This window comes from Mycobacterium sp. FW102-FHT13B02 (assembly GCF_058790275.1).
This window is the reverse complement of the sequence record NZ_JBYTCM010000001.1, coordinates 332,327-347,178: the sequence shown is the minus strand read 5'-3', so window position 1 is coordinate 347,178 and position 14,852 is coordinate 332,327. Positions and strand designations below refer to the sequence as shown.

Here is a 14,852-nt window from a genome sequence, read left to right as displayed (position 1 = left end):
GCTGTCCCTGCGCCCCGTTATCGGGCCCGACAGTCATGCACACCCCCAATTGGACGCAACCTGTGAGACAGCATAAGGGTGGCTGCTTCGCAAAGTTGCCGTTGACTCTGCTTCGGCGCCGCAAAAATCGGCGCGGTAACCGGCGCCCTCAGCGCGGCGTCAACGTGCCGCGAGCGACGGCCAGCCGATCGCCTGCTCCAGCTCGAAGGCCAGCGCCAGCAGCGTGGCCTCCTGGCCTGCCGCGGCCCCGAACATCATGCCGACCGGCAGGCCCGATGCGGACTGGGCCAGCGGCAGCGAGACGGCCGGTGCTCCACTGGCGTTCTGTAGTGGGGTGAAGCCGACCCAATCGATCAGCCGCGACATCACCTGGTCGTAGTCCGCCGTCGGGTCCAGATGCCCGATGGGTGGCGTGACCTCGCTGAGGGTCGGGGTGAGCACCACGTCGTAGTCCCGGGCCAAGCGCGCCGGGATGCGCCGCGATGCGGCCAGGCGGGCGATGGCGCCCGGCACCCGGTGCAGGTTGCGGGCGGCCTTGCGCTCCAGACCGAGGGTCAGGTTGTCCAGCTTGGCGCGGTCGAAGGTTGGGCCGAACGTGTGTTTTCCACCGCGGACCAGGGCAAAGGCCAGGAAGGCCCAGTACAGCACGAAGTCGTCCCGAAATCGTTCCGGAGCCGGATTGCCGATCTCGGTGACGCGGTGGCCGAGCTCTTCCAGCCGGGCGGCGGTCCTCATGGTCAGCTCTCGGACCTCGGGGCTGGCGTCACGTCCGATCGAGCTGGTGCACACCGCGATGCGCAGCCGGTGCCGTCCCGGCGCAGTGACATCGCCGATGGCCGGCAGTTTGGGGTTGCGGTAGACGCGCTCGGCCTCCCGGTAGAACGCCGCGGTGTCCCGGACGCTGCGGGTGAGAACGCCGTTGGCGACGATCTGCAGCGGCATCCGGGTTTCGCGGTCCAGCGGCAGCCGCCCACGGGTGGGCTTGAGACCGACCAATCCATTGCAGGAAGCCGGGATTCGGATGGACCCGCCGCCATCGTTGGCGTGCGCGATGGGCACCACGCCGGCCGCGACGAACGCGCCCGACCCGGACGACGACGCACCCGCGGTCACCGTGGTGTCCCACGGGTTGCGCACGGGGCCGAGGCGGGGATGTTCAGCCGACGCGCTGAACCCGAACTCGGACATCTGCGTCTTGCCGAGCGCCACCAGCCCCGTCGACAGGTACAGGCGCGCCCACTCCCCGTCGGCGGGCATCGGCCGGGGCGACCAGGCGTCGGTGCCCTGCATCGTCGGCCAACCACCGACTGCGACGTTGTCCTTGATGAACGTCGGCACGCCGTCGAAGAAGCCTCCGAAAGGCCTACCGAATCTGCTTCGCGCGCTTGTCCTTTCGACCGCCTGCTCGAAGGCTTCATACGCCATGCCGTTCAGTTCCGGCTGCGCCTTCTCGGTACGGGCGATGGCCGCCTGTACGACCTCGGCCGCCGACACCGCACCGCCGCGGATCGCATCGGCAACACCGACCGCGTCGAGGTTGCCGAGGGCGTCGTCACCGAATGTGCTGATGCGCGTCATGGCGCCACGGTACCAAGCGGTACCACGGTTGCCCAGGGTCCGCTCGCGGCTTACTTCGAGATTTCACGTTGTGAGTCCGGACACTGGCTTATCCGCCATTGCCCCGTGCCGTGTAAACACGTAGTTTCCCGGCCGTAACGTTCCATTTGAACTAGTGCCATCTGGAAGTATTTGGTGTTAGCTTTTCCCGACCCGGCTGCTGCAAGTCGGGGACCGGTCCGGTCATCGGCGCCCGCACCAGACCTGATCGCCTGATGCGTTGCATCACTGGCGATTACGACGGATTCGACAGGAAATGCTTCATGACAACCGAGCAATCCCTAGACGAAGTTCAGGGCAACCCGATGGCCGGGGCACGCGGCGGCCCGTGGTCCCGCTTCGTCACCTGGGCCAGCCAGGAAACCATCGAGGACTTCTCACTTCGCTACGCGCCCAAGTCTTTTCGCAAATGGTCGCCCATGGCGTGCGCCGTGGCCGCCTTGGGCGGCATCGCATACCTCGCCGACTACTCGATCGGCGCCTCGATCGCCGTCACCCACGGCGCGGCCAGCGCCGTCGTCGCGATCCTGGTCGCCGCGGTCACCATCTTCCTCACCGGCATCCCGATCGCCTATTACGCCGCCAAGTACAACATCGACATGGATCTGCTCACGCGCGGAGCGGGTTTCGGATACTTCGGATCGACCCTGACCAGTCTGATCTACGCCAGCTTCTGCTTCATCTTCTTTGCGCTCGAAGGCTCGATCATGGCGCAGGCGATGAAGCTGGCGTTCGGTATCCCGCTGGCGCTCGGCTACATCATCGGCTCACTGATCATCATCCCGCTGGTGCTCTACGGCATGACTGCCCTGGCCAAGTTCCAGGTCTGGACGCAGCCGTTGTGGCTGATCCTGTTCGTGGCTCCGATCGCCTTCATCGCGACTGCGGATCCCGCCGGCTTCCACGGATTTCTGAGCTGGGCGGGTGACGGCGGTACCGAGCGGGTGACCGCCATCGGAGTGGGCGCCGGGGCCGGCGTCGCGTTGTCGCTCATCGCCCAGATCGGTGAACAGGTCGACTACTTGCGTTTCATGCCCGAGAAGTCGGAAACACCGCCGTTGCGGTGGTGGGGTGCGGTGCTCGCCGCCGGACCGGGGTGGGTCATCCTCGGTGCGGCCAAGCAGATTTGCGGCGCCTTCCTGGCGTTCTACGTCGCGGGAAAGGTCGGTTTCTCGGCGGCCACAGAACCCATCGAGCAGTTCCTGGGCGGCTTCGGTTCCGTCATCCACAACGACGTCGCCGCGCTGGCCCTGGCGACTCTGATGGTGCTGCTGTCGCAGGTGAAGATCAACGTGACAAACGCATACTCGGGATCGTTGTCCTGGTCGAATTTCTTCAGCCGGATACTGCATGTGCACCCCGGCCGCGTGGTGTACCTCGGTCTGCACATCGCCATCGCGTTGGCACTGATGCTCAGCAACATGTTCGCCGTGCTCAACACGATCCTGGGTTTCTACTCCAATGTCGCAATCGCCTGGGTCGGTGCGATCGTCGCCGACCTGGTGATCAACAAGCCGCTGCTCAAGCTCAGCCCGTCGTACGTCGAGTTCAAGCGTGCCTACCTCTACAACATCAATCCGGTCGGATTCGTCTCGATGCTGGTGGGCTCGGTGTTCTCGATCTTGGCCTTCTACCACGCCTTCGGTGATTTTCTGGCGGCCTGGTCGCCCTATCTCGCGCTGACATTGGCGTTCGTGCTGTCGCCGGTGATCTGCATCGCAACCAAGGGAAAGTACTATCTGGCGCGGCGTAATCCGCTCCGTGAGGAGATCGAGAAGGAGCCGCTGTGGGCCGGACAGACGCTGCTGGACGTCGTCGACCAGAAGCGGTACGAGCTGCCGGATATGGTGCACGACTGTCCTTTTCATCACGGCACTGTTTCCTCACTGACTTGCACGCTGACCAAGGACTGCCATGACATGTGCAAGAAAGACGGATACACCGACTCGATGACCACCGATCTACTGAAAACCGCGGCCACGCCGCAATCGAGCTGACGGACCGCCATGGCCCCGCCCGGATCGCCGGACGGGGCCATGGCAGTCGCTCAGGGTGTCAGCTCGGCGATCACGTTGAATTCGAGTTGGTCGGCACTGGCGAGGTACACGGGTTGACGAGTATGAGCACCATGCATGACGACCTCGCCGCGTGGCCCCTGGTATGCGACATTGGCGCGCGCCCGGTCGATCGCGGCCACCTCCAGGCTGCCCGCCGTCTGCGACAATGCCGTGAGCAACAACAGCCCCTCGTAACAGGATTCACCGATGTTGTTGAGCGCAGGGGCCGCACTGCCGAACCGTTGCACGTAGTGCGAGCCGAATCCCATGTTCACCTCAGTGGGCAGGCTCTCGAAATAGCCGCACGCGGTGTACAAGCCGGTGGTCGCCCCACTTCCGCTGGCGGACAACACATCCTCACCGATCATCAACGACAGCCGCACGACACTCTGGTCCAGACCGGCCCGGGCGAAGGCCCGGTTGAATGCGGCGTTGTCCGCACCCACCATCAACACCAGCACGCCGTCGACGTCCGAGCTACCGATGACATCGAGCATGGACCCGAAATCCCGTCCGCCCAGCGGAACAAATGCCTCACCGACGAACTCGACTCCGGATCGCCACATGTACTCCTTGGTCACCTGGGCGGTCTGCCGCGGCCAGATGTAGTCATTGCCGACGATGCACCAACGCCTGAGCCCGAGGTTTTCACGCAGCCACGACAGCGCCGGAAAGAGTTGTTGCTGAGGCGTTTCCCCCACCATGTACACGCCGTCGGCGCTCTCTCCGCCTTCATAGAACGTGGTGTACACGTAGGGCACCCGGCCGGCCGTCTGCGGGGTGATGACGCGTCGCGCGTTCGACAGGTGCCACCCCACCACCGCGTCGATCCGCTGCTCGGACACCAGGCGGCCCAGCTGGTCCGCCAGATCGCGCAACGGCGCCCCGGCGTCGACCGCATGAATCCGAACCGGCCGGTCCAGGATGCCACCGGCTGCGTTGATGTCCTCGGCAGCCAGCTCGGCGCTGGCCTCGCACGAAGGTCCGAACATGCCGGCCGGGCCGCTCAACGGCACCACGAGGGCGATGTCCACCACATCCCGGTCGGCGCGCGCGGGGACCGTCGCAGGATTCGGATCCACCATCACCTCACTTTGGGAGACCGGCCCGGCTCCGCCACACCAATCACGACGACTACGACGTCCGTTGCCCGGGTGACGAGAATTCATTTTGAACATACCTGCCGATCACCGCTGTTTCACGGCAAGATGACAGCTCCCGTCGCGGTAGGCTTGGCGCCACCATGGACATGAAGCCGGGCGCCCGTGCCGACACCATCGAGGAACTCGCTCGATTGGTGAAGTTGGTCGCCTTCGAACTCGACCGCGTGGTGACCGACCATCTGGCCGGTTTGACGGTGCGCCAATGGCATGTGCTGGCCGCGCTCGAAGGCGGCGTCGGAAAACCGATGACGGCGCTGGCCGAGGTGACCTTGTTGCCCGGTCCGAGCCTGACCCGGCTCGTCGACGGAATGGTCGACGACAACCTGGTACTGCGCAAGGCGGATGTGGTCGATCGCCGACGGGTGCTCGTCTACCAGACCCGGCGCGGCGCTGCGCTGTACCGCCAGATCCGCGAGCGCCTGGGCAAGTCCGAACAGCTGGCCGAGCTGTGCATGTCAACGTCTCTGCAGCCGGAAGCACTGACCGAATTGCTGAGCACGCTGCAGCGGCCGGGCTCCCCGGCGGATCTCCGCGGCTGACCGCAACACCCGCCAAACAGCCAGTCCCCCAACCAACTCGAGGGACTGCCTGTCGGCTGCGGGATCAGAAACTGGCGTGTGGCGCGCCCATTCCCGGATCGATCTGGTACGGCCCGGACGCGGACGGCGCCACCGGGAAATCGAAGATCGCCGTGGGGATATATACCGTCGCACACGAATTCGGGATGTCCACCACTCCGGAGAGCCGCCCCTCGATCGGCGCGGACCCGAGCAGCAGATAGGCCTGCTCCGGGCTGTACCCGAATTTCGTGAGGTAGTCGATGGCATGCAGACATGCGCGCTGGTAAGCCAGATCCGAGTCGAGGTACTTCTGTTCGCCATCGAGTGTCACCGAGGTGCCGGAGAACGCCAGCCATTCCGAGTACTGCGGGTCTGTGTTACCCGGCATGAAGATCGCGTTCTCATGCACACCGTAGGTGTCCATGCCACCCTTGATCAGATCCACGTGCAGGTCCAGGAAGCCGCCCATCTCGATCGCCCCGCAGAACGTGATCTCCCCGTCGCCCTGCGAGAAGTGCAGATCACCGAACGACAAATTCGCACCGGGAACGAACACCGGATAGAACACCCGGCTGCCCTTGGTGAGGTTTTTGATGTCCTGGTTTCCGCCGTTCTCGCGGGGTGGTGCGGTCCGGGCGGCCTCGGCCGCTGCCTTGACGAAGGCGTCACCGCTCAGCGAGCCGAGGATCGCGTCCTGCGGTTCAGGCGGCAACGCCAGCGGCGGCACGCGGTCAGGATCGGTGGCGATCAAGGCGCCCTCGCGCGCATTCCACTTGGCCAGCAACGCCGCTGATGGCGCGGTGCCCATCAGGCCGGGATGCACAATGCCCGTGTATTTCACCCTTGGCACGTGCCGTGAGGTGGCCTGTTGGCCGGAGAAATCCCATATCGCCTTGTAGGCGTCGGGGAACTGATCGGTGAGGAACCCGCCGCCGTTCTGCTTGGCGAAGATGCCGGTGTATCCCCAACCTTGGCCCGCCAGCGGCCCCGAATCTTCCTGCGGGATCGGGCCGACGTCGAGGATGTCGACGATCAGCAGGTCACCCGGTTCGGCGCCCTCGATCGCGAACGGCCCGGACAGGCAGTGCACGCCCTTGAGCGGGGCATTGAGAATGTCCTCCGCCGAGTCGTCGTTGTGGATGGCGCCGTCGAACCACTCCCGGCAGTGTGCCCGGAAGCTGTCCCCCGGCTTGACGGTGACGGCCGGCGGGATATCCGGGTGCCATCGGTTGTGGCCGACCAGTTGTTGGTCGGTGAACTTCTTCGTCGAATCCAAGGGGAACAGCAATTCGGGCACATTGACCTCCATAGCGACACACAAACACTTGCTTCCGAATGGAAGTATTCAATAGTGAAGGTGTCTCGTCTGCGGATCGGGCAAGTTACATCCGGATGACGTTGCCAGAGAGGGCTTATGGTGTCGTTGTGCCTACCTATCTATTCCGGTGTGGACGGGGTTGCCCGGATTTCACCGAACAGCATTCGATGGCGACCGCGCCCGACGACACACCGTGCCCGGGCTGCAGCGGCCCGGCCAAACGCAGAATCGGGGCGCCTGCCTTAGGTGCCGGCAACACGCCGGGCATGCGGGTGCAGGACGCCACCCGCGCCACGGCAGACCGCCCGGACGTCGTCCGCAGCCTGCCTGCGAGCCGCCGTCGCGCGCAGGTGACCGCAAATCCGTTGCACCGCAGGCTCCCCCGGCCCTAGCCGGAGAAAAGCAAAACCCCGCGCACTCCGGGATCGCCGGGATTGTGCGCGGGGTTTTGTCGATGGGCGCCAGGTATGGCGCCCAAGTTCTTACTGCTGGCCGACCTCGAACCGCACGAAGCGGGTCACGGTGACGCCGGCCTCGTCCAACAGGGCCTTGACGGACTTCTTGTTGTCGGACACCGACGGCTGGTCGAGCAGCACGACGTCCTTGTAGAAGCCGGTGACGCGGCCTTCGACGATCTTCGGGAGTGCGGCCTCGGGCTTGCCCTCTTCCTTGGCGGTCTCCTCGGCGATGCGACGCTCGTTGGCGACCAGGTCGGCGGGCACGTCCTCACGGGTGAGGTACTTGGCCTTCAGCGCGGCGATCTGCAGCGCGACCGCGTGAGCGGCCTCTTCCGAAGCACCGTTGTACTCGACCAGCACACCCACGGCCGGCGGCAGGTCCGCGGCGCGCTTGTGCAGGTAGGTCTCGACGGTGCCGTCGAAGTAGGCGACCCGGCGCAGTTCGAGCTTCTCGCCGATCTTCGCGGACAGGTCCGCAACCAACTGCTCGACGGTGGTGCCGTCGACCGTGGCGGCCTTGAGGGCCTCCACGTCGTTGGCCTTGGCCGCGACAGCAGCGGTGAGGATCTGGTCCGCGAGAGCCTGGAATTCGGCGTTCTTGGCGACGAAGTCGGTCTCGGAGTTCAGCTCGATCAGGGCGCCGTCCTTGGCGGCGACCAGGCCCTCGGCGGTGGCGCGCTCAGCGCGCTTGCCGACATCCTTAGCACCCTTGATGCGCAGGACCTCGACGGCCTTGTCGAAGTCACCCTCGGTCTCAACCAGTGCGTTCTTGCAGTCGAGCATGCCGGAGCCGGTGAGCTCCCGCAGTCGCTTTACGTCAGCAGCGGTGTAGTTAGCCATCTCAGCTTTCTGTGGTGGTTTCGGTGGCGGCTTCCGGAGAATCCGCCGGAGACGTCACAGCCTCGGTTCCTGCCGTGGCGCCGGCGAGCAGTTCCTGCTCCCACTCGGCGAGCGGCTCGGCGCCTTCGGCCTCGGTCTTGGCACCCGAGCGGGCCTGCAGACCCTCGGCAACCGCGGAGGCGATCACCTTGGTCAGCAGCGCAGCGCTGCGGATGGCGTCGTCGTTGCCCGGGATCGGGTAGTTGACCTGGTCGGGGTCGCAGTTGGTGTCCAGGATCGCGAGGACCGGGATGCCCAGCTTGATGGCCTCGGAAACGGCCAGGTGCTCCTTGTTGGTGTCGACGACCCAGATTGCCGAAGGCACCTTCTGCATGTCGCGGATACCGCCGAGGCTGCGCTCGAGCTTGTTCTTCTCACGCGTCAGCATGAGGATTTCCTTCTTGGTGCGACCCTCGAAGCCACCGGTCTGCTCCATCGACTCGAGTTCCTTCAGGCGCTGCAGGCGCTTGTGGACGGTCGAGAAGTTGGTGAGCATGCCGCCCAGCCAGCGCTGGTTCACGTAAGGCATGCCGACGCGGGTGGCCTCGGCAGCGATGGACTCCTGGGCCTGCTTCTTGGTACCGACGAAGAGCACGGTGCCGCCGTGGGCAACGGTCTCCTTGACGAACTCGTACGCCTTGTCGATGTACGTCAGCGTCTGCTGCAGGTCGATGATGTAGATGCCGTTGCGGTCGGTGAAGATGAACCGCTTCATCTTGGGGTTCCAGCGACGGGTCTGGTGCCCGAAGTGCGCGCCGCTATCCAGCAGCTGCCGCATGGTCACTACGGCCATGGTTGTGCCTCACTTGTTTTCGGTTGTCGTCCGATATCGGGTGATACCGGACCCTGGCGTCTGCTGCGTGCCGGACCCAACTCGGTTGTCCGAGATGGGACCGCCCGGCATGCGATGGCGACCCGAGATCGAGCCGCTGTGCAGGCGCGCGAAGTCAACCCACGAATGCGGATTGCAGGTGGAAGTTTACACGCTCCCGAGGTGTGCTTTTGTCCACAGCGCGCCGGTTATCCACAGATCGGGGTTCGCGGGGTTCCCAAGCCGCTGACGGAGCGCTGAACTGGGGTGATGCGGATCGGTCTGCTCGTAGTGCTCATCACCGTCAGCTCGACCGGCGTGGCGCACGCTGCCGATGACCGGCTGGATTGGCCACTGCGGCCGCGCCCCGCCGTCGTGAGGACTTTCGACGCGCCGCAGCCCAACTGGCAGCGCGGCCATCGCGGCGTCGACCTCGCGGGTTCCGCCGGCCAGACCGTGTACGCCGCGGCCCCGGGCACCGTGGTGTTCGCCGGGGAGCTCGCAGGCCGGCCGGTGGTATCGGTGGCGCATCCGGGCGGGCTGCGGACCAGCTATGAGCCGGTCCGTGCGGCGGTGCGGCCGGGTGCCGCCGTCTCCGCCGATAGTGCCCTCGGCACCCTGGTGGCCGGGCACCCCGGGTGCGGCAACTGCCTGCATTGGGGCGCGATGTGGGGTGCGTCGTCCAATGCCGACTACGTCGATCCCCTCGGCCTGCTCGCCGCCACCCCGATTCGCCTCAAGCCCCTCAACCCCGCCCCCTGACCGCGAGCGTGCGTGTTTGCGCGCGCCACGCCGCCCGAAGCGAGCAGTATGTGCACGCTCGCGGGCCTCGAGCGTGACGCAATCGCACGCAGGACACGGCATGTCGCGCGCAAACACGCACGCTCGGCGGAAGTGAGTCAGGCGCGGGGATGGGCCTGGTCGTGGACGGCACGCAGCCTGGCAACGGTGACGTGCGTGTAGAGCTGCGTGGTCGCGAGCGACGAATGTCCCAGCAGTTCCTGCACCACCCGCAGATCGGCGCCGCCCTCCAGCAGGTGAGTCGCCGCGCTGTGCCGCAGCCCGTGCGGCCCGATGTCGGGAGCACCGTCGACGGCGGAGATGGTCTGGTGCACGACGGTCCGCGCCTGCCGGGGATCGAGACGTCGTCCGCGCGCGCCGAGGAGCAGCGCAGGCCCGGACGTCGCCACCGCCAGCGCAGGGCGGCCGTCCGACAGCCAAGCCCGCAGCGCCTTGAAGGCCGGCTCACCGAACGGCACGGTGCGCTGCTTGTCGCCTTTACCCAGCACCCGCAGCACCCGCCGGCTCTGGTCGACGTCGTCGATGTCCAGGCCGCACAGCTCACTGACGCGAATACCGGTGGCGTACAGCATCTCGACGATCAACCGGTCCCGCAGGGCCATCGGATCCCCTTGCTCCGCACCCGAACTCGCTGCGGACATCGCGTCGACGGCCTGGTCCTGGCGCAGCACGGCGGGCAGGGCGCGACGGGCCTTCGGGGTCTGCAGCCGCACCGCCGGGTCGGTCTCGAGCAGCCCCCGTCGCAGCGCCCATGCGGTGAAGGTCTTGACCGCCGAGGTCCGGCGGGACAGCGTGGTGCGCGCCGCGCCCCTGGCAGCTTGTTCGGCGAGCCAGGACCGCAGCGTCGTCAGGTCCAGGTCGCCGATGGCCGCGTCATCGCCGAGGAATTCACTTAACGACCGCAGGTCGCCCCGGTAGGCGCGCCGGGTGTGCTCGGAACGGCCGCATTCGAGTTCGAGGTACTGATCGAACTCGTCGAGAACTGCCGGGTGCACTCCCCTACGTTGGCAGAGCCACCGCCCGATCGCCCGGCACGCCACCCGCCGGTAGCCGAGCTGTGACCTCAAGCGTCGACGCGCCTGCCCGCACGTTCGGCGAACGCATCGAGTGCGGCAAGAACTTCCGGGGATCGCCATACGCGGTTGCGACGGCCGGCGGTGGTCTCGATGATCACACCTCTTACATCCATTTACGCCATAAGTGGATGTAAGTCGAATCGCTACATCCACTTATCAGACACGCGCATCAATGCGCGTCGACGCGGCGCAGGGCGTCCGGGTTGAGTTCGGCGAGCGAGCGGTACCCGTCGACGGCCATGGTCAGGTCGGCCTCGGCCAGCAGGGACCGCACCACGTGCACGACGCCGGCGGTGCCGGCCAGTGCCATCCCGTATGCGTACGGCCGGCCGATGCCGACGGCGGTCGCGCCCAGGGCCAGCGCCTTGACCACGTCGGCACCGGTGCGAACGCCGGAGTCGAACAGCACCGGCATGCCGTCCACCGCCGCGACGACGCCGGGCAGGCAGTCGATGGCCGGAATTCCGCCGTTGGCCTGTCGACCGCCATGGTTGGAGCAGTAGATGCCGTCGAAGCCGGCATCCCGGATACGCCGCGCGTCGTCGGGATGACAGATGCCCTTGACCAGCAGCGGCAACTTCGTCAGTGAGCGCAGCCATGGCAGGTCATCCCAAGTCAGCGGGTTCCCGAAGTCCTGCACCCATTGCATCACCACGCCCTGCGGGTTCTGCTCGGGTGGCGCCGGCAGCTTGGCCCGGAACACCGGGTCGCTGGTGTAGTTGGACAGGCAGTGACCGCGCAGCTGCGGGAAGTTTGCCGTCGACAAGTCGCGAGGACGCCAGCCGGGCACCCAGGTGTCGAGGGTGACGACGATGCCCTTGTATCCAGCGGCTTCCGCCCGGCTGACCAGGCTGGCCGCCAGCTCCCGGTCTTTCGGGGTGTACAGCTGGAAAAAGCCTGGGGTGTCACCGAATTCGGCGGCGACGTCCTCCAGCGGATCGCTGGTGAGCGTCGAGACCATCATCGGTACGCCGGTCTGGGCCGCGGCCTGTGCGGCATGCAGGTCACCGTGGCCGTCCCGCGAGCAGATGCCCATGACCCCGATGGGCGCGAGGAAAAGCGGCGACGGCAGCTTGAGGCCGAACAGGTCGACGGTCAGGTCACGCTCGGTGGCCCCGACCAGCATCCGTGGCATGAGGCCCCAGCGATCGAAGGCGCTGACATTCACGCGCTGCGTCCGCTCATCGCCGGCGCCGCCTGCGACGTACGACCAGATCGACGGCGGCATCGCGGCCTGCGCGCGCTCCTCGAGTTCCGCGAACGAAATCGGCAGCGTCGGGACGACACCGCCCAGCCCCTGCAGATAAATCTCGAGTTGGTAGTCACCGAACGCCATCGGGCCCGCCCTTCTGTTGCAACTTCGGCTGAGGATCGCACACTAGCGTCGGCCTGCGCGCCGGCTTTTCGGCCTATGCCCCGGCTTCGGTCTTGGCGAGTTCGGCCTTCCACTGCCGGAAGGTCTCCTCGGTGCGCCCACGACGCCAGTACCCGGAGATGGACGCCCATTCGGCGCCGACACCGCGCTCCTTGCGCAGGTACGGACGCAGGTTGTGCATGACGGTCTGGGCCTCGCCGTGGACGAACACCTGGACCTGGCCGGGCAGCCAGTCGGCCGCCCGGACCGCCGCGATGAGCGGCGCGTTGTCGCCGGCCTGGTCGTCGGGCACCAGATCGGCACGGCCGCCGCGGTGGATCCACTGGACCTTCACGCCCGCGGGCGCCGTCAGGTCCAACTCGTCGTCGGGTCCCCCGACCTCGATGAAGGCCTGGCCGATTGCATTGGGCGGCAACGCTTCCAGCGCGGTGCTCAACGCCGGCAGCCCTGCTTCGTCACCGGCCAGCAGGTGCCAGTCGGCGGCAGGGTTCGGCCTGTAGGCCCCATTGGGCCCCATGAGATACGCCGGGTCACCGGGAACCAGCGACGCCGCCCACGGCCCGGCCACGCCGGTGTCGCCGTGCACCACGAAGTCGACGGTGAGTTCGCGCTGCTCCACATCGACGCGCCGCGCGGTATAGGTCCGCACCGTCGGCCGCTGGTCGGCCGGTAGCTCCTCGAAGCTGTCCAGGGTCAGCGGCTGCGCGAGGCCGGCCACGTGGACGTTCGCGGGCACGATGACGAACTTGACGTAGGAATCGGTGAATTCCTTGGGACTGAAGGTGTCGAACCCGTTGCCGCCGAACACAACACGAATCATGTGCGGGGTCAGGCGCTGGGTGCGCAGTACTTCGAACGTATGTATCGGACGGCCTGCCACGCCTCGACTATACGAGCGGGCCGCCCGCCATGGTGGGCTACCGGGCCAGCACCGCCGCGGTGTACTTGGGCTTCCAGTCCGACGTGAGCAGCGCACCGAAGTTGGATTCGAGGTCATCGCGCTTGGCAGTGTCGGTGTCGCGCACGGCGAAGATGAACGCCGGCCCGCTCCAGCCGGTTCCCGCCACGCCCGACAACACCTGCAGGATCTGCCGTGCCTGTTCGTCCTGGCTGACCCCGCGGGCCTGCGGCGCACAGGTTGAGGCGCCGAGTTCGGTCATCCATACCTTCTTGTCGCCGTCACCGTTGACCGTCATCAGATCGTGCACACGCACTAGATCCGACCAGCCGTTGTCGCCGTCTTCGGCGATGCCACCCGGGAACACGTACGGATGCATCGCGGTGGCATCGAAGAACTTCCGCGCCCCATTGGCATACATGTCGGCGAGGAACTTCGCCGGCGCGTCCGGGCCGGTGGCGCGGCTCAGCCCGGCGGCGATGACGGTGGCGTCGGGCTGGATGGCCTTGATCGCCGGGTACGCCGCCTTGAGCAGCTCGGTGTAGACCGCAGCGCGGTTGTCGGTGAATCCGAAGAACAGCGGCAGGTTCGGCTCGTTCCAGATCTCCCAGTCCGCGACCCGGTCGCCGTAGCGCTGCACGACGGCCGTGACGAACGCGGCGTAGTCCGCCGGATTTATCGGTGGCGCACTGAAATACGAGCCCGGTGGCCGAGCCCAGGTCGGACTGTACGCGACCAGTCCGAGCACCTTCAGACCCCGCTTCTTGGCGCCACTCACCCAGTGGTCGACGTAATGCCAATTATATTGACCTTTAACGGGTTCCACGATGTGCCAATCGATCAGCACCCGCATCCACTCCGCCCGGGTTCGGGCGACGGCATCGAGTTCGCGGTCGGCGTCGGAGTCGCTCATCCAGGACTGGGGCGCACCGACGCTGAATCCGTAGCCGCCGGGCACCACCGGCATCGCGACGGGCGAGGGACGCACCCACAGACAGCTGCCGGCCGCCAGCGCGCAGACCAGCCCGACGACGACCGCAAGTCGGCGGAATGGGCTGGTCATGACAGCGAACGTACCCGAGGTAATTGTGAATCTCATTGCTGCTGTTCGCCTCTGGCCAGCCCGCCGCGGGTACCCGAAATCACGCACGGACACCGAGGGGCCGGCTCACGCAACCGGTGCTACACCATCAAGACCAGGAAGTGCCCGCTGGCAGACCTGATGCGCTTCCTCGGCGGGCAATCCGAACAGTCTTAGTACGTCTTCAGTGACCCGATCCGCGGCCGCCGCGTCGTCGCGTTCGGGCTCTTGCTGCAGCAGCTTGCCGAGCCCGAGGAGCGCCCCAGCTGCGACGGCCAGGGCCAATTTGGGATCGTCGACGGTGAATCGGCCGGCGGCGACGGCCGCCGTGATGTCCCGCAATGCGCGTGGAGCCAGGCCGCGGTCCGAACCCATGAGGCTGAGGCCATTGACGAGCAGGATCTGGCTCTCCTGCGGGCGGCGCCGAAACATGCGACCAGTCATCCGAAAGCTGCAGGCGAAGGCTTCGGCCGGGTCCTCGATCGATGCGGTGAGTACATCGAGCAACGCGCCGTGATTGTCGAGCACATCGGCCACGGCCGCCTCAAACAGCGCTTCCTTGCTGTCGAAGTGGTTGTAGAACGACCCCATTCCGACGTCTGCCGCCTGTGTGATTTCCAGAACCGGCACGTTGAGTCTGCCCTCGGCGATCAGCGCCTGCGCCGCCTGGATCAGCGCTGCCCGGGTGCGCTGTTTCCGCCGTTCCAGGCGGTTGACCGGCTCATCCTGCAGTGCGCTCACCGCCCCAGAATAGCAGC

Annotated in this window: 13 protein-coding genes; 3 read left to right on the top strand and 10 right to left on the bottom strand. The window is 66.4% G+C overall.

Translation table 11 applies throughout. The features are described 5' to 3' along the window. Positions 1 to 159: 159 nt before the first annotated feature. The gene (locus AC3WTE_RS01670) at positions 160 to 1,578 is read right to left on the bottom strand and encodes an amidase (RefSeq protein WP_492435085.1); all 1,419 of its coding nucleotides are present in this window, start codon (positions 1,576 to 1,578) and stop codon (positions 160 to 162) included. A gap of 302 nt (positions 1,579 to 1,880) precedes the next feature. Between AC3WTE_RS01670 and AC3WTE_RS01665 the strand changes: the two genes are divergently transcribed. Beyond that, positions 1,881 to 3,614, top strand: coding sequence for a purine-cytosine permease family protein (locus tag AC3WTE_RS01665; RefSeq protein ID WP_492435083.1), 1,734 nt, complete (start codon positions 1,881 to 1,883; stop codon positions 3,612 to 3,614). A 50-nt stretch (positions 3,615 to 3,664) separates the two neighbouring features. On the opposite strand, the gene AC3WTE_RS01660 is transcribed toward AC3WTE_RS01665, so the two are convergent. Continuing rightward, entirely contained in the window at positions 3,665 to 4,759 is a 1,095-nt protein-coding gene (locus AC3WTE_RS01660) for a substrate-binding domain-containing protein (protein ID WP_492435081.1), read from the bottom strand. A gap of 158 nt (positions 4,760 to 4,917) precedes the next feature. Here AC3WTE_RS01660 and AC3WTE_RS01655 point away from each other — a divergent pair, with 158 nt between their 5' ends. Continuing rightward, the gene (locus AC3WTE_RS01655) at positions 4,918 to 5,376 is read left to right on the top strand and encodes a MarR family winged helix-turn-helix transcriptional regulator (protein ID WP_492435079.1); all 459 of its coding nucleotides are present in this window, start codon (positions 4,918 to 4,920) and stop codon (positions 5,374 to 5,376) included. Positions 5,377 to 5,440: 64 nt separating this feature from the next. Here the strand turns inward: AC3WTE_RS01655 and fmdA are convergent, their stop codons facing one another. The 3 genes from fmdA to rpsB form a co-directional block, all read right to left on the bottom strand. Beyond that, on the bottom strand, positions 5,441 to 6,694 hold the full coding sequence (fmdA, locus tag AC3WTE_RS01650; protein WP_459369638.1) for a formamidase: 1,254 nt from the start codon (positions 6,692 to 6,694) through the stop codon (positions 5,441 to 5,443). Between the two features lie 503 nt (positions 6,695 to 7,197). Continuing rightward, the gene (gene tsf / locus AC3WTE_RS01645) at positions 7,198 to 8,013 is read right to left on the bottom strand and encodes a translation elongation factor Ts (RefSeq protein WP_492435077.1); all 816 of its coding nucleotides are present in this window, start codon (positions 8,011 to 8,013) and stop codon (positions 7,198 to 7,200) included. Position 8,014: 1 nt separating this feature from the next. After that, positions 8,015 to 8,845 carry a 30S ribosomal protein S2 gene (gene rpsB, locus AC3WTE_RS01640; RefSeq protein ID WP_492435075.1) on the bottom strand — a complete coding sequence of 277 codons (831 nt, stop codon included), beginning with the start codon at positions 8,843 to 8,845 and terminating at the stop codon, positions 8,015 to 8,017. A 288-nt stretch (positions 8,846 to 9,133) separates the two neighbouring features. Here rpsB and AC3WTE_RS01635 point away from each other — a divergent pair, with 288 nt between their 5' ends. Then, the gene (locus AC3WTE_RS01635) at positions 9,134 to 9,625 is read left to right on the top strand and encodes a M23 family metallopeptidase (RefSeq protein WP_492435073.1); all 492 of its coding nucleotides are present in this window, start codon (positions 9,134 to 9,136) and stop codon (positions 9,623 to 9,625) included. A gap of 137 nt (positions 9,626 to 9,762) precedes the next feature. On the opposite strand, the gene AC3WTE_RS01630 is transcribed toward AC3WTE_RS01635, so the two are convergent. From AC3WTE_RS01630 to AC3WTE_RS01610, 5 genes are all read right to left on the bottom strand, one after another. Continuing rightward, a complete protein-coding gene (locus AC3WTE_RS01630; protein ID WP_492435071.1) occupies positions 9,763 to 10,659 on the bottom strand; it encodes a tyrosine recombinase XerC in 897 nt (298 codons plus the stop codon). 250 nt (positions 10,660 to 10,909) lie between these two features. Further along, entirely contained in the window at positions 10,910 to 12,076 is a 1,167-nt protein-coding gene (locus AC3WTE_RS01625; protein WP_492435069.1) for a lactate 2-monooxygenase, read from the bottom strand. Between the two features lie 73 nt (positions 12,077 to 12,149). Then, positions 12,150 to 12,995, bottom strand: coding sequence for a siderophore-interacting protein (locus tag AC3WTE_RS01620; RefSeq protein ID WP_492435067.1), 846 nt, complete (start codon positions 12,993 to 12,995; stop codon positions 12,150 to 12,152). Positions 12,996 to 13,032: 37 nt separating this feature from the next. After that, complete coding sequence (locus tag AC3WTE_RS01615) at positions 13,033 to 14,076, bottom strand: cellulase family glycosylhydrolase (RefSeq protein WP_492435065.1); 1,044 nt, start codon at positions 14,074 to 14,076, stop codon at positions 13,033 to 13,035. Between the two features lie 105 nt (positions 14,077 to 14,181). Beyond that, entirely contained in the window at positions 14,182 to 14,835 is a 654-nt protein-coding gene (locus AC3WTE_RS01610; protein ID WP_492435063.1) for a TetR/AcrR family transcriptional regulator, read from the bottom strand. Between the last annotated feature and the right edge of the window lie 17 nt (positions 14,836 to 14,852).

Excerpts from the sequence above, each read along its gene's own strand:
- AC3WTE_RS01670 (WP_492435085.1), bottom strand. The coding sequence starts at position 1,578 with ATGACGCGCATCAGCACATTCGGTGACGACGCCCTCGGCAACCTCGAC.
- AC3WTE_RS01655 (WP_492435079.1), top strand. The coding sequence starts at position 4,918 with ATGGACATGAAGCCGGGCGCCCGTGCCGACACCATCGAGGAACTCGCT.
- AC3WTE_RS01625 (WP_492435069.1), bottom strand. The coding sequence starts at position 12,076 with ATGGCGTTCGGTGACTACCAACTCGAGATTTATCTGCAGGGGCTGGGC.
- AC3WTE_RS01660 (WP_492435081.1), bottom strand. The coding sequence starts at position 4,759 with ATGGTGGATCCGAATCCTGCGACGGTCCCCGCGCGCGCCGACCGGGAT.
- AC3WTE_RS01615 (WP_492435065.1), bottom strand. The coding sequence starts at position 14,076 with ATGACCAGCCCATTCCGCCGACTTGCGGTCGTCGTCGGGCTGGTCTGC.
- tsf (WP_492435077.1), bottom strand. The coding sequence starts at position 8,013 with ATGGCTAACTACACCGCTGCTGACGTAAAGCGACTGCGGGAGCTCACC.
- AC3WTE_RS01665 (WP_492435083.1), top strand. The coding sequence starts at position 1,881 with ATGACAACCGAGCAATCCCTAGACGAAGTTCAGGGCAACCCGATGGCC.
- AC3WTE_RS01635 (WP_492435073.1), top strand. The coding sequence starts at position 9,134 with ATGCGGATCGGTCTGCTCGTAGTGCTCATCACCGTCAGCTCGACCGGC.
- rpsB (WP_492435075.1), bottom strand. The coding sequence starts at position 8,845 with ATGGCCGTAGTGACCATGCGGCAGCTGCTGGATAGCGGCGCGCACTTC.